We start from the raw sequence: 13,940 nt of genomic DNA, 5'->3' as shown, positions 1-13,940 counted from the left end.
ACATCTGCTTTCCCAAGGTCGCCACCGCATCGCCACCATCGCGGGCCCCCAGGACATGTCGGTGGGCATCGACCGCCTCGACGGATACCGCGGGGCGCTGCGGGCGGCGGGCCGCGACGACACCGACTCCCTGATCGCCGTCGGCGACTTCAGCGAGATCTCGGGCGCCCGGGCCGCCCGCGCCCTGTTGGAGCGCGAGCCTCACGTCGACGCCATCTTCGCCGCCTCCGACCCGATGGCCTTCGGCGCGCTGCACGCCCTGCAGTCCTTGGGCCGCAAGGTTCCCGAGGACATAGCGGTGATCGGCTTCGACGACTCGGTGATGGCCGAGCACTGCGAGCCCCGCCTGACGACGGTGCGTCAGCCGGTGGAGGAGCTCGGCCGCGAGATGGCGCGGCTGCTGCACGCCAACCTCCACGGCGCCGACCCCGTCGTCACCCACACGATCCTGGACACCGAGCTGGTGGTGCGCGAGTCGGCGTGACCGCGAGCCCCGGTTAGCAACCAAAGTTGACAAACCTCGATTAGTCAACTACGGTTGCCTACATGTCCGAGCCGACGCCAGCCATCCCCCCCGACCCCGCCGACTCCCTCGCCGCGGTCGCGGCCCTGCGGCGCCTGGCGGACGAACTGGAGGACGCCGCCGTGGAACAGGCGATGCGGTCCGGCTGGGGGTGGCCCCGGGTCGCCGAGGCGCTCGGCATCACCCGCCAGGCCGTCTACAAGAAACACTCCCGACGGCTGATCGCCGCCGGGGTCGAGCTGAGGAGGCGCGAATCGTGAGCGTGTTCGGCGACTACCTGGCGGCGGTGATCCACCGCGCCCAACTCGAGGCCAGCGACGCCGGTTCGGCCAAGGTCGAGGCCCCGCACCTGCTGCTGGCGATCGCCGCGCAAACCGAGCCGTCCATCGATCCGCTGCTGGAGGAGTTCGGGCTCGACGTGGCGGCCGTGCGCGCGGCGCTGGACCGCGAGTACGAGCACAGCCTGAACACCGTCGGCGTGACGACCGCGGCCTACGACCTGCCACGCCCGACCCGGTTGCCGACCCGCCCCGGCATCGGACGCAGCGCCAAGCTCGCCATGGAACGCGGCTTCGGCGCGGTGACCAAGAAGAAGGGCCTGAGGCCCGCCCACCTGCTGCTCGGCGTGGTGTGCGCCGAGGTCGGCACCGTGCCCCGCGCGCTGGCGCTGGCGGGCGTGGACCGCGAGGCCGTGCTGGCTCGCCTCCGCCAGGCCATCGACACCCCGACAATGTAGAGAAGGGACGAACCATGCACGTCATGGCCGTATCCACCACCACCAACGACACCCAGTACTGGAGCGCCCTGAAGAGGGCGCACGGCAAGCTGCCCCGGGGATCGACGTGGAGCCTCGCGGTGTCCAGCACGGACGGAACCAGGGCGGTCAACGTCGTCACGGGCGACTCGGTGGACGGCGTCCGCGCCTTCTTCGAGGCGCACGCCGGCTCCTACGCCACCACCGAATACTTCGAGGCCGACGCCGCCAACGCCGTCGGGTTGGCCCGATGAGCATGACGCCGGAAACCGAGGCCCGCGTAGGGGAGTTGCTCGCCGAGTATCGGATACCCAGCGCCTCCGTCGGCATCCTCCATCACGGAGACATCGCCCGGTTCGCGTTCGGGACCGCCGATGCCGCGTCGGGGAGGATGGCGAGCGTCGACACGATCTACCAGATCGGGTCCATGACCAAGACCTGGACCACCTTGGCGCTCATGGGATTCGTCGACGAGGGCAGGATCGACCTGGACGCGCCGGTGCGCGACCACCTGCCCGCTTTCGCGGTGCGCGACCCGGACGTCGGCGCCCGCGTGACGCCGCGACACCTGTTGAACCACACCAACGGCATCGAGGAGGACTTCGGCGACCCCGGCGAGGACACCGATGTCCTGCGGCGCATGGTCGCCAACATCGCCGACGCGCCGCAGGTGCAACCCCTGGGACACCTCCACGGCTACAGCGGCGCGCTGGGTTACGCGATCCTCGGCCGCGTCATGGAGGTCGTCGAAGGCAGGGCCTGGGACGACATCCTGACCGACCGCGTGATCCGGCCGATCGGCGCGACCAGCACCAGCAGCGGCCACCACCCCGTCGATCCCGACCGCGCCGCCACCGGCCACGTCCTGCGCTCGCTCGCCGAGGGGCCGATCGCCTCCCCGCTGCCACACCTGCCCCGCGCCTTCGGGCCCGGCGGGAACGTCACGTCCACCACCGGCGACGTCCTGGCCATGGCGCACGTCCTGCTCAACGACGGACGGACCGCCGACGGCACCAGTATCGCGTCGCCCCAAGCGATCGCCGAGATGAAGCGATCGCGGGTGCCGCTGCCCGACCCCTACACGTACGGGCCACAGTGGGCGCTCGGGCTGATCGTGTGCGACTGGAACGGCCACACCGTCTACGCCAGCGATGGCAGCACCGTCGGCCATCACTCGCGGCTGCGGATCCTGCCCGACCACGACCTCGCCGTGGTGATGCTCACCAACTGCACCCCGCGGGAATCCTTCTACCGCAAGGTTTTCAACGCCATCCTCGGCGAGCTCGGCGCGCCCGTCGTTGCTGACCTGCCCGCCCCCGACCCGAACCTCGCGGTGGACCCCTCCCGCTACGCGGGCGTCTACGAACGCCCCGGGACGCGACTCGAGGTGTTGCCGGACAACGGAAGGCTCCAGCTCATCTACACCCCGGATCCCGCGCAGGCGGCGTTCCTCGGCAAGCCCCCGCGCATCCGCTACGAGCTGCTTCCCGTCGGCGGCGACCACTTCCTGATGCCACCGAGCGACGAGCTCGACGACACCCGGGCCGTGTCCTTCGCCGACTTCTCCGGCGGCGCGGCGCGATACCTCCACACCAACAGCCGCCTGCACCCGCGGCGCCCCTAGTCCTGCGGCGGCACCCGCTGGAACATCGCCACCAACGTGGTGGGGGTGTCGGCGCCGAAGCACAGCTCCATGCCCTCCAGCGACTCGGCCGCGGCGGTGGCGGCGCGGGGGAACAGCTGGCGCTCGTAGGCTTCCACGGCCGAGTCGGTGTCGGGGTGCGCCAGGAGGGCGGTGGCGAGCCGCGCGCCGTCCAGCATGGCCGCGTTCGCGCCCTCCCCGGCGAACGGGGACATCAGATGGGCGGCGTCGCCCAGCAGGGTGACCCCTCGCGCGTGGTCCCAGCGGTGGTCGGCGGGCAGGGCGTGGATGCGGCGCGGGACCACCTCGCCGTCGGCGGCGGCGACCATGCCGCGCAGCGAGGCGTCCCAGTCCGACAGGTACCCCAGGAGCTCGGTCTTCACGGCGTCGACATCGGACAGGTCGAGGGAGTCGAGCCAGTCCTCGGCGACGCTCAGCGCCACGGCCAGGTGGAGGCGGCCGTCGGGCTCGCGATGGCCCAGGATTCCCTTGCCGGGGGCCAGGGCGAAGAGCATGCCCCCGCCGAACAGCTCGGCCGGGGCGGGGTGGCGGTTCGCGGCATCGAGCAGCTCCAGCTCGACAAAGGAGATTCCACTGTAGGCGGGGGCGGCGTCGGACACCAGCGGACGGATCCTGGACCACGCGCCGTCGGCGCCGATCAGCAGGTCGGTGGTGAAGTCGTCGCCGTTGTCCAGCTCCACCCGGTGGCGACCGTCGCCGAGTGCGGAGGCCCGGGCGATCTTCGAGCCCCAGTGGATCGCGCCCTCGGGCAGGCCCGACAGCAGCAGGTCGCGCAGGTCGCCGCGCCGCACCTCGGGGCGGCCGCCGTCGTCGGCGCCGTGGTGCAGCACGGTGGCGTGCCTGTCCAGCACCCGGGTCTCCTGGCCGCCGGCGTGGATGATGCGCTCGAAGCCGTCGAACAGGCCGGCGTCGCGCAGCGCCGCCTGGCCCGTTTCGACGTGGATGTCGAGCATCCCTCCCTGGCCGCGGGCCGCGGGCGAGGCGTCCAAATCGTACAGTGAGACGTCGATGCCGTTGCGGCGCAAGACGTTGGCCAGGGTGAGGCCGCCCAGGCCCGCGCCGGCCACCGCGATGGCGTGGTGTGTGGTCATGATGAGGTCCCTTCGGGATCGTCGACGGTCGGAAGCGGCGTGTTCGCCGCGCCGTTGATCAGGACCCGAAACGCCCAGTCCATGCGCTGGGCGGGGGTCCCCGCGAAAAGCTCGGTCCCGGCGGCTACCAGCCGGGGGTGGGCGCTGTCGGCCAGGGAGCGCCGCGCGGCGTCGAGGGCCGCGGCGTCGGCCCCGTCGCCGGTGTCGGCGTGCTCGGCGGCGGTCGCGGTGGCGTACTGCAGCAACAGGTCCAGCAGCCAGGCCGATCTGTCGCGCGGCATGCCGCCCTCGTCCAGCAGGGTGAGCACCGCCTCCAGCAGACGCTGGTAGCCGGGGCCGTGGGGGCGGGTCGCCAGGGCGGTGGCGGCCAGGCCCGGGTTGTCGAACAGCACGCCCGCGTACGACAGCAGCACCCGGATCAGCCGGTCGCGCCAGTCCCCGGCGGCCGCGACGGGGGACAGATCCACTGTGCTCAGCCGCTCGTCCAGGACGGCGGCGTGGAGCTCGGCGGTGTTGCGGACGTACACGTACAGCGAGGCGGCGCCGGTGTCCAGCTCGCGGGCCAGCCGCCGCATCGTGACCCGCCGCAGTCCCTCGGCGCGCATCAGGCCGACGGCGGCGGCGACGATGCCGCTCCTGCTGAGCGCGGGTTTCGCGGGGCGGTCGCGGCGGCCGCGCGGCCCGGGTCCGTCAATGGACACGGCCCGAGCATAGCGAACATGTTCGTAACGAACGCGTTCGTTCGCCGGATTGTGACACGAACCTCCGTTTTCGGCGCCCCGCGAAACCCGCTGGCCGCGCGCCGCCGCCGCGACTAAGGTTGCGCCCCATGTTGACCCGCCTGCGCGACGACCTGAAGACCGCCATGAAATCCCGCGACCGTCTGGCGGTGTCCGTGCTGCGCTCGGCGCTGGCGGCCATCGCCAACGCCGAGGCCGTCGGAGTCACCGAGACCGTGGCGTCCCATGGAAGCGAGCACGTCGCCGGGGCCGCCCTCGGGGTCGGCGCGGCCGAGGCCGAGCGCCGCCGGCTCACCGAGGCCGACATCCGCGGCATCGTCGCCGCCGAGGTCGCCGAGCGCACCACCGCCGCCGACGAGTACGACAAGCACGACCGCCCCGACGACGCCCGGAAGCTGCGCGCCGAGGCCGAGGTGCTCGGCCGCTACCTTTCCGCGTGAGCCCGAACGGCTTTACGCCAAGGGTCCCGGCCGTTAAGGTGAGGCGGGGTGACTTATGAATGGTGACGATCGTTTCCAGGTTCGCCGGGTATACGACCAACCCGAATCCGCCGATGGCGCTCGGGTGCTGGTCGACCGGCTGTGGCCGCGCGGCCTGTCCAAGGAGGACGCGAAGCTGGACGAGTGGCTGAAGGACGTGACGCCGTCGACGGAGCTGCGCCGCTGGTACCACCACGACGCGGCCCGGTACGCCGAATTCACCGAGCGCTATCGCGCCGAGCTGGACGACCCGCGCGCTCGCGCATCGCTGGACCACCTGCGCGAGCTCGCCACGCACGGCACCGTCACGCTGCTCACCGCGTCCAAGGACCTCGATTCGAGCCACGTCCCCACGCTGCTGGACGAAGTGGTCAGTCACCAGCCTCCGCCACGTGATCCCGAAGCCGCTCCAGGCAGTCCATCCAGCCCTTGATGTGATTGTTGCGGTCGGCGTTGGCGGCGAAACCCGTGTGCCGCAAGGCTAGCGCGGAGCCGCCGTCCCTGGCCGACAGGCCGATGGCGACCTCGGTCTCCTCGTCGTCGCCGTCCCACAACCAGGTGAACCCGAGGCGCCGCGGCGCCTCGATCTCCCGGTAGCTGCCGCCCACGGCGATTCCCGCGATGTCGCTGGCGATGCGGTAGGCGCCGCCCACCCGGGCGTCAATGTGGACCTGGGTGCCGAAGTTCGCGGGCCAGAACCACTTCGCCACCGCGCCGGGGTCGGTCAGGGCCGTCCACACCCGCGCCGGTGCCGCGGGAAGGTCATAGGTCAGTTCAAGCTGGGCCATGGGAACAAGTGTACTAAACGCCTCCGCGGCCCGGAGCCGCCACCCCGTGCGGCCCGCGGGCGATTACGGTTACGCCCATGAGAACCCGGTTGCCGCTGTCGGCGGTGCAACGCCTGGCCGGTGCCCTGATCAGCGGCGCGGTGATCGGCGTGGTCGTGGGCATGACCACCAACGGCCCGTTCGGCATCCTGTCGGGCATCGCCGCGGCGGGGGCGGTGTTCGTCGTCAGCGGCTGGATCGTGTTGTGGCCCATGGACGCCGCCGCCACCCGTCGCAACGCCGGGCGCGAGGACCTGCGTCCGGTCCTGGAGGAGATCGTGCTGGTGATCGCCGCGCTGTCGGGGCTGATCGGCATCGTCCTGCTGCTGATCTTCGGCGACGCCGGTACCGGGCCCGCGGCGCCCGCCGTGGCGCTGTCGGGGGTGTTCATGGCCTGGGGCGCGCTGCACCTGATGTACGGCTCCCGCTACGCGCATCTGTACTACACCCGGCCCGAGGGCGGCATCGATTTCAACACCGACGATCCTCCGTCCTATCGCGACTTCTTCTACTTCAGCTACAACCTCGGCATGACCTACCAGGTCTCCGACACCAACGTGTCCACCACCAGGATCCGCGCGATGGTGCTGCGCCACACCCTGCTGTCCTATGTGTTCGGCACCGGGATCCTGGCCAGCGCCATCAATCTGGTGGCGGGGATGTTCAGCCGCTGAGGCCCGGCGCGCGCACGGCGTCCATCAGCAGGTCCAGCATGCGGGCGCGCTGCTGACGGCCGCCCTCCAGCGAGGTCGCGGCGAAGGCGCCCACCACGCTGGCGACGATGTCGTCGGCGCGCACGTCGGCGCGCAGCGTGCCGGCGGGAACCCCGGCGTCCAATATGGTCTGTACGGCCTCGGTGAGCCGCCGGCGGCTGTGCGACAACTTCACCGCGCCCGAGGCGAAGAGCGCGCGCACCGCGTCCCCCATCTCGTGCTTGGTGGCGACGTAGTCGTCGAAGCGATCCATCCAGCGGCGCAGGGCGACCTCGGGCGGGGCCGCGTCGAGCAGCTCGGAAGCGCTGCGGCACAGCCGGTCCAGTTCCTCGCGGTAGATCGCCTCGACCAGGTCCTCGCGGGTCGGGAAGTGGCGGTAGAGGGTGCCGATGCCGACCCCCGCCGCGCGGGCGATGCGCTCCAGGGCCACCGATTCCCCCGACGCGAACGCCGTGCGCGCCGCCTCCAGCAGTCGGGCGCGGTTGCGGGCGGCGTCGGCGCGGCGCGGCGGTTGCTCGTCGACCATATTCGGAGGGTCCTCCGTTTCTGCTAGGCTGGCGATGCGGAGGAGCCTCCGCATACCCACCATGATAGGAGCCCGCCATGACCACTCGCCCCGCTCCCGGAGGCACCGCCCGGCTGGCCGGCCGCGACGTCGCCCGCATCGGCTTCGGCGTGATGCAACTGGAACGGCTCGCCGCCGACCCCGCCGCGGCCCACGCGATCCTGCGCGCCGCCGTCGACGCGGGCGTCAACCACCTCGACACCGCCCAGTTCTACGGCCCCGGACTGTGCAACGACCTGATCCGCCAGGCCCTGCACCCCTACGCCGACGACCTCGTCATCGTGTCCAAGGTGGGCGCCGAGCGCGTCGACGGCGGGCTGGTGGCGGCCCAGCGCCCCGAACAGCTGCGCGCCCAGGTCGACGCGAACCTGGCCGGACTGGGCGCCGAACGCCTCGACGCGGTCAACGTGCGGCGCGTCGACGCCCCGCCCGGCATCGTCGCCGAGGGCGACCAGGTCGTCGACCTCGACGACCAGCTCGCCGAGCTGATGGCGCTGCGCGAGGAGGGCAAGATCGGCGCGATCGGGCTCAGCAACGTCTCCGCCGCCCAGCTCGCACAGTCGCTGACCGCCGACATCGCCTGCGTCCAGAACTCCTACAGCGTGCTCGACCGCGCCAGCGAACCGGTGCTGGAGCTGTGCCGCGCCCACGGCATCGCGTGGGTTCCCTTCTGCCCCTTGGGTTCGGCCTTCGACTGGGCGCCCAGCGTCGCCGACGACCCCACGGTCATCGCCATCGCCGAGCGCCTCGGCGTCACCCCGTCCCAGGTCGGTCTGGCCTGGCTGCTGGCCCACGACGCGGGGACCCTGCTGATCGCGGGGACCGCCAACCGGGACCACCTGGCCGACAACCTCGCCGCGGGCGACGTGCGGCTGCCCGCCGAGGCCGTCAAGGAGCTGGACGACGTGGCGTCGGCGCGGTGATGGGTCAACTCTGGCGGCCGACGAAGGTGAACATCCGCTCGCCCGCCGCCAGCGGCCGAGGCGAACCGCGCGACACGTGCGCGCCGACGCCATAGCCCGCGTCGGGGTCGGACAGCCACCGAAGCTCGAAGCCGCGCTCGGCGAAACGCTCGCAAATGGACGGCACCAGGTCGGGTGCCCCGCGGTGGCGCGTCCACAGCACGGTGCCGCCCTCGCGGCACAGGCCGGCGCAGTGGTCGATGGTGCGCATGACGTCGGCGTCGGTGATGTTGCCGAAGATCCCGCAGGCCAGCACGAGGTCGGCGGGCGCCAGGTCCAGGTAGTGGTCGGTGAGCGAGGCGTCGGCGGTGACGACGTCCACATTCTCCAGATGTGACGCGGCGGCGGCCGCGGCGGCCACCGCGGTGTTGCGGGGATCCAGCTCCACCAACCTGGCCCGCACATCCTGGCGTCGCGGGTGATCCACCAGCACCCCCAACAGGTCCCGCCCCTGCCCCGCGCACAGGCTCACCACGCGAATCTCGCCGGGCGGGCGGTCGTCCAGCGCCTCGCGCACCCGGGCCTGAACGGCCCGCAACCGCCGCGACAGCGACGAGGCGGGGTCGTCGTAGTCGTCGTGCCAGTCGCGCCAGTCCACCCGGCTCATCCTACGGCGCGGCTACCGCGCCGCGGCGTACCGCTCGATCATCTCGGTGCGCTCGTCGGGTTCGCCGTCGTTGAGGTGGGAGATCGCCTCGTCCAGTGCGGAGGACGGGCCGTACTCGGCCAGCAGCACCGCGATGCACTCCCAGTCGCCGATCTGGCGGTCGGACTGGTTGAGCAGTTCCTTGAGGTAGCGGGCGGGCTCGATGAGCTCCATGCCGCGGCGGGCCAGGGTTTCCACCGCCCAGGGCAGGTGCTCGCGGACGAAGTCGATGTCGTCGGGGTGGGCGGCGGGGCCGGGGTGGTCGGGGTCGGGGCGAATAGTCCACAAGTGAGTGGGGGACACGGGTTTGCTTGGCAGGCCGTGGAAGTCCATGATTCGGGGGCCGGAGACCGACGCGTCGTCCAGGTCGAGCGGCGGGCTGCCGTGGTGCTCGCGAACGAAGTTCTCGTAGCGCCACCAGGCCTCGGGGATGGCGTGTTGGGTCAGCATGAAGCCGCGGGCACCCTGAAAGTATTCGCCGTCGCGCCAGTTGTTGCGGGTCGAGCGGTCGATTTCGACCTTGCCGTGTTCGGTCACCAGGGTCCAACGGTTGCGCGAGCCGCGAAAACCCAAGGGACGCAGGGTCTTCCCGATGTCCTTCATGAAATCGCGTACGGCACCGTCCAGGTCAATCACTTGAAGATGGTAACCACCTGGCCTGACTGGGAGTCGGGGGCCACTCCCATCATTTGTGCCACATTGGACGAATTGGGCGGGTATGACGGCGTTCGGTCGAGTGCTTGACATCACAACGCGTTCCTGTCTAGGGTTTCGGGTAATCGATTACTCGACCCCGCGCGTCGCCCCGAGCACCCGACCTCCGCCCCGCCAGGAATGAGGTAAAACCCCATGCCGCACCCTGTCCACCCCCCGAAATCCGAGCGGCGGCGGCCACCGATGGCCGCCCGACGGCTCGCCCTGCGGCTGGGCGCCGTGCTGATCGTGGCCGCGAGCGCCCTGTCGGGTTCCGCGGCGATGGCGGAACCGTCCGCCTCGGCGCCCAAGGGACCGATCGGCTGGGACAGCTACCGGCATCCCGAGCGGATGAGCGAGATCGGCTCGGGCAACCACACCCGCCAGTACTCCAGCTTCGACCGCGCCGGGTCCAACGACGACGGCTTCGACGGCACGTATTCGTGCCTGCGTGACGCCGACGACGGCTGCGTGATCGCCGAGCGATCCGGCGCCGGGGAGATCGACTCGATCTGGTTCACCCGCGACGAAGGCGACGTGAGCAAGACCGGGAACATCACCATCGAGCTGGACGGCAAGACCGTCGTGAAGCGCTCGCTTCAGGAGCTGGTGAACGGCGACGCGGGCGCCCCGTTCGTGTATCCCTTGGTGGCCAACGGGGATCAAAGCTCCGGCGGCGTCTACATCAAGGTGCCGATGCCGTACCGCGAGTCGATGCGGATCACCACCGACAACAATCCGCTCTTCTACCACGTCGACAACCGCGAGTTCACCGACGCCGAGGACGTGACGACCTTCGATCCGTCCGACCCCGCCAACGACGTGATCGACAAGCTGAAGGCCGCCGGAACCGCCGACCCGAAGCCCGCGCGTGACGGCGCCAAGACCACAAAGGACGACGTCGACGTGCCCGCGGGCGACTCCGCGACCGTCGCCACCGCGACCGGGCCCGGCGCCATCACCGCGCTGCGCTTCACGTTCCCGCAGCTGAGCGCGGGCGATGCCGCCTCCGATCACGTGCTGCACGACGCGCGGCTGCGGATCAGCTTCGACGGCAAGCGAACCGTCGACGCCCCGCTGGGGGAGTTCTTCGGGACCGGGCTGGGCCTGTATCCGGTGCGGTCGTTGATGTTCGGCGTCGACGACTCCAAGAAGGAGTTCACCGCGTGGTGGCTGATGCCGTACGCCGACAGCGCCAAGGTGGAGATCGCCAACTCCTCCGACACCGCGATCAGCGGCGGCACCGTGGAAGTCACCACCGCCCCCGACGACAGGTGGACCGACGACCTGAAGCCCGGCGGCCCCGCGGGCTACTTCACCGCGATCGGCAACCGGGAGGAGGCCACCAACGGCCGCGACCACGTCTTCGCCGACACCACCGGCCGCGGCCGCGTCGTCGGCGTCACCCAGACCGTCGAGGGCCTCATCAAGGACGGCAACACCCGTGACTACCTGGAGGGTGACGAGCGGCTGTTCACCGACGGCTCGCTGAGCCCCGACGCGCACGGCACCGGCACCGAGGACTTCTACGAGTCGGGCTGGTACTTCAACCGCGACACGTTCACCAATCCCATGAACGGCAACCCGGCGCACGAGGACTCCAAGGACAACTGCCAGTACGACTGCACCGGAATGTACCGGCTGTTCGTCGCCGAGTCCCCGGAGTTCGACTCCAGTGTCCACTTCGGCATCGAGCACGGGCCCACCGACAACGAGCCCGCCGTGGAGGGCTCGACAACCTATCTGTACCAACAGCCCGACACCCGAATGGAGTGGAGCGACACCGTCGACGTCGGCGACTCCTCCAGCGAGGCCGCGCACGACTACACCTCCACCGACCCGGGCGAGTCGAAGAAGCTGACCAGCGGTTTCGAGGGCCACGACGGTCCGCCGTCACCGGCCACCCTGGACGGTCGCTCCACCTCGGCGCCCGTGGAGTTCACCGTCGCCATCGACGGCAAGAACGACGGCGTCGAGCTGCGCCGCCTCGGCGACCAGAACGAGGGCTATCAATCGGCCAAGGTCGCCGTGGACGGCCAGGACGTCGGCACCTGGAAACAGCCGCTGGCCAACAAGACGGCGCGCTGGCTGGACGACGGCTTCGAGCTGCCGGCGGCGTCCACCGGCGGCAAGACCTCGGTGACGGTGCGGCTGTCTCCCGAGGACGGCGCCGCGTGGAGCGCCGCGCAGTACGAGGCACTGTCGCGGGTGACCGGCGCCGGCGACGGCGACGCGCCCGCCAAGCCCGCGGGCTCCGCGGACACCCCGTCCGACAACGCCATCACCGTGACCTGGAACCCGGCGGGCGACGACGTGTACGCGCCCACCTATGAGCTGTACGCGTCGAAGACCTCGGGTTTCGAGCCGAGCAAGGACAACCTGCTGGCGAAGACCGCCGTGCCCGGATTCGCCCACGCGGGTCTGGGGCTCGGCGAGACCTGGTATTACCGGGTGCGCGCCGTGGACGCCGCGGGCAACGCGGGGTCCTTTTCGGACGAGATCACCGGCGTCAGCGGCAGCGCCCTGCGGGTGGAGGCCGAGAGCCTGCTGCCGCCGGTGGACGCCTCGGCTCCCGTCGAGGCGCAGGCGAACTGCTGCGGCGTCAGCTGGTCGGGCGGCACCCAGCTGTGGTTTCGTCCCGACTCCGCCGACCAGAAGGTGACCGTGGAGTTCTCGGTGCCCGCCGACGGCACGTACGAGCTGTCGGCGGCGCAGACCAGGGCGCCCGATTACGGCATCACCACCCTGGCGCTGGACGGCGACGCGATCGGCGACGCGGTGGACGGGTACGACTCCAAGGTCGCGGTGCCCGACCCGGTCGGCTACGGCCAACACGATCTCACCGCGGGCAAGCACCGGCTCACGTTGACGGTCACGGGAAAGAACGATCAAGCAAGCGGTTTCCTGGCCGGGGTCGATTTCTTCGACGCCAAGCTGGTCAAGTAGGTCGCCAAGGGTTCCCCTCACTGGTGGGGGCCCGTGTGCACAGTGAGAAATCGATTACTTTCGAAAGTGAAGGCCACGATGTCCACCATGCCCAGAAGATCCCTGCTGCGGGCCGCGCTCGGCGGCGGCGCCCTGCTGGGGGCCGCACCGCTGTTCGCCACGGCGGCCTCCGCCGCGTCCGACACCCGGCCCGCCCCGGACGGCCGCCGCGCCGCCGCGCACCGCTGGATCGGCGCCGGGCCCATGAAACACGTCTACGACCCCAGCCCGTCCGACGCCGACAAGCGCTACCTCAACGACCACTGCGTCATCCGCGACGCCGACGGCACCTGGCACCTGTTCGCCATCACCGGGAAGACCGCGCCGCCCGGGAAGGTCCCGGACTCCGCCGTGGAGGACAACCTGGCCCACGCCACCGCGCCCGACCTGAACGGGCCGTGGACAACCCGGCCCTACGCGCTGACCACTGACCCGTCGTACCACGGGGAGGACCACCTGTGGGCGCCGCACGTCGTCGAGCACGACGGTACCTATTACATGTTCTACGCCGCCGGCGCCGCCGACCCCGACGACGGCTGGGCCATCAACCTGGCCACCTCCACGAACCTGACCGACTGGACCCGCGACCCCGACGGCCCGCTGTTCCGGCACGGCCTGGCCGCCCGCGACCCCATGGTGCGGAGGGTGGGCGACCAGTGGGTCCTGTACTACACCGAGGTCAGCGACGACAACCGCCACATGGTCGCCGCCCGCACCTCCACCGACCTGCGCCACTGGGGCGACGCCCGCGCGGTCTACACCGACGCCGTCACCGCCGACACCGTGTCGGTCACCGAATCCCCGTTCGTGGTGGAACGCGACGGCTGGTGGTACCTGTTCATCGGCACCCGCAACGGATACGTCGGCACCGACGTGTTCGCCAGCCGGGACCCGTTGGCGTTCAAGCTGAAGGACTACGCCGGACACGTCCCCGCGCACTGCGCCGAGGTGGTGCGCGACGGCGACGACTGGTGGGTCACCGCCGCGGGCTGGTTCGAGGACGGCCTCAACCTCGCGCCCCTGCACTGGCGCGACGCGCCGCCGCTGTGGCACAGCCCCGCCAACCCCGCCGCGGCGCTGGACGCCGCGGGCGACGTGCGGCTGTTCGCGCTGGCCGAGGATCGGTCCACACTGCTGAGCCGCGGGCTCGACGGCGACTGGGAGGAGTTCGGCACCGACCTCGCCACGGTGCCGACCGTCGGCGCCGACAAGGACGGGCGCCTGGAGGTCTTCGCCCTGCGCTCCAACGGAACGGCCGCGACCCGGTCGCAGCGCGCCGACGGCTCCTGGGGCGAGTGG

The 13,940-nt window shown here is 71.1% G+C and carries 17 protein-coding genes; 11 read left to right on the top strand and 6 right to left on the bottom strand.

Annotated elements, in window-relative coordinates:
• The 5 genes from VE172_RS21530 to VE172_RS21510 form a co-directional block, all read left to right on the top strand.
• Window positions 1-484 (top strand): substrate-binding domain-containing protein (locus tag VE172_RS21530; RefSeq protein WP_324804053.1); only part of this gene is annotated, 484 nt, incomplete at its 5' end.
• Window positions 485-546: 62 nt separating this feature from the next.
• Complete coding sequence (locus tag VE172_RS21525) at window positions 547-783, top strand: hypothetical protein (RefSeq protein ID WP_324804052.1); 237 nt, start codon at window positions 547-549, stop codon at window positions 781-783.
• Entirely contained in the window at window positions 780-1,259 is a 480-nt protein-coding gene (locus VE172_RS21520; protein WP_324804051.1) for a Clp protease N-terminal domain-containing protein, read from the top strand. The genes VE172_RS21525 and VE172_RS21520 overlap by 4 nt, the downstream gene beginning before the upstream one ends.
• 23 nt (window positions 1,260-1,282) lie before the next feature.
• Window positions 1,283-1,531, top strand: a complete 249-nt coding sequence (locus VE172_RS21515) for a hypothetical protein (protein WP_324804050.1) — start codon at window positions 1,283-1,285, stop codon at window positions 1,529-1,531.
• Window positions 1,528-2,901 (top strand): serine hydrolase domain-containing protein, encoded by a 1,374-nt coding sequence (locus VE172_RS21510; RefSeq protein ID WP_324804049.1) that lies wholly within the window; start codon window positions 1,528-1,530, stop codon window positions 2,899-2,901. Before VE172_RS21515 ends, VE172_RS21510 begins: the two co-directional genes overlap by 4 nt.
• Here VE172_RS21510 and VE172_RS21505 read toward each other — a convergent pair.
• Together VE172_RS21505 and VE172_RS21500 are read right to left on the bottom strand one after the other, a co-directional pair.
• Window positions 2,898-4,031 (bottom strand): FAD-dependent oxidoreductase, encoded by a 1,134-nt coding sequence (locus VE172_RS21505; RefSeq protein ID WP_324804048.1) that lies wholly within the window; start codon window positions 4,029-4,031, stop codon window positions 2,898-2,900. The genes VE172_RS21510 and VE172_RS21505 overlap by 4 nt on opposite strands.
• Entirely contained in the window at window positions 4,028-4,732 is a 705-nt protein-coding gene (locus VE172_RS21500) for a TetR/AcrR family transcriptional regulator (protein ID WP_324804047.1), read from the bottom strand. The genes VE172_RS21505 and VE172_RS21500 overlap by 4 nt, the downstream gene beginning before the upstream one ends.
• Window positions 4,733-4,860: 128 nt before the next feature.
• Between VE172_RS21500 and VE172_RS21495 the strand changes: the two genes are divergently transcribed.
• Complete coding sequence (locus VE172_RS21495) at window positions 4,861-5,211, top strand: GatB/YqeY domain-containing protein (RefSeq protein WP_324804046.1); 351 nt, start codon at window positions 4,861-4,863, stop codon at window positions 5,209-5,211.
• A gap of 55 nt (window positions 5,212-5,266) precedes the next feature.
• A complete protein-coding gene (locus VE172_RS21490; protein WP_324804045.1) occupies window positions 5,267-5,683 on the top strand; it encodes a DUF488 domain-containing protein in 417 nt (138 codons plus the stop codon).
• Here VE172_RS21490 and VE172_RS21485 read toward each other — a convergent pair.
• Window positions 5,622-6,038: an SRPBCC family protein gene (locus VE172_RS21485; RefSeq protein ID WP_324804044.1), complete on the bottom strand. Its 417-nt coding sequence runs from the start codon at window positions 6,036-6,038 to the stop codon at window positions 5,622-5,624. The genes VE172_RS21490 and VE172_RS21485 overlap by 62 nt on opposite strands.
• 77 nt (window positions 6,039-6,115) lie before the next feature.
• Here VE172_RS21485 and VE172_RS21480 point away from each other — a divergent pair, with 77 nt between their 5' ends.
• On the top strand, window positions 6,116-6,751 hold the full coding sequence (locus VE172_RS21480) for a DUF1345 domain-containing protein (RefSeq protein ID WP_324804043.1): 636 nt from the start codon (window positions 6,116-6,118) through the stop codon (window positions 6,749-6,751).
• Here the strand turns inward: VE172_RS21480 and VE172_RS21475 are convergent.
• Window positions 6,741-7,316: a TetR/AcrR family transcriptional regulator gene (locus VE172_RS21475; RefSeq protein WP_324804042.1), complete on the bottom strand. Its 576-nt coding sequence runs from the start codon at window positions 7,314-7,316 to the stop codon at window positions 6,741-6,743. The two genes, VE172_RS21480 and VE172_RS21475, sit on opposite strands and share 11 nt — an antisense overlap.
• Window positions 7,317-7,393: 77 nt before the next feature.
• Here VE172_RS21475 and VE172_RS21470 point away from each other — a divergent pair, with 77 nt between their 5' ends.
• Window positions 7,394-8,278 (top strand): aldo/keto reductase, encoded by an 885-nt coding sequence (locus VE172_RS21470; RefSeq protein ID WP_324804041.1) that lies wholly within the window; start codon window positions 7,394-7,396, stop codon window positions 8,276-8,278.
• A gap of 4 nt (window positions 8,279-8,282) precedes the next feature.
• Here the strand turns inward: VE172_RS21470 and VE172_RS21465 are convergent, their stop codons facing one another.
• Window positions 8,283-8,924: a class I SAM-dependent methyltransferase family protein gene (locus VE172_RS21465; protein ID WP_349258492.1), complete on the bottom strand. Its 642-nt coding sequence runs from the start codon at window positions 8,922-8,924 to the stop codon at window positions 8,283-8,285.
• A 12-nt stretch (window positions 8,925-8,936) separates the two neighbouring features.
• Window positions 8,937-9,599, bottom strand: a complete 663-nt coding sequence (locus tag VE172_RS21460) for a hypothetical protein (RefSeq protein ID WP_324804039.1) — start codon at window positions 9,597-9,599, stop codon at window positions 8,937-8,939.
• Between the two features lie 213 nt (window positions 9,600-9,812).
• Between VE172_RS21460 and VE172_RS21455 the strand changes: the two genes are divergently transcribed.
• Window positions 9,813-12,602 carry a DUF2961 domain-containing protein gene (locus tag VE172_RS21455; RefSeq protein ID WP_324804038.1) on the top strand — a complete coding sequence of 930 codons (2,790 nt, stop codon included), beginning with the start codon at window positions 9,813-9,815 and terminating at the stop codon, window positions 12,600-12,602.
• Window positions 12,603-12,689: 87 nt separating this feature from the next.
• A partial coding sequence (locus VE172_RS21450) for a family 43 glycosylhydrolase (protein WP_324804037.1) occupies window positions 12,690-13,940 on the top strand: 1,251 nt, incomplete at its 3' end.

The organism is Stackebrandtia sp., from assembly GCF_035643755.1.
Taxonomy (GTDB): Bacteria; Actinomycetota; Actinomycetes; order Mycobacteriales; family Micromonosporaceae; genus Stackebrandtia.
This window is presented reverse-complemented; position numbering and strand designations above follow the sequence as displayed.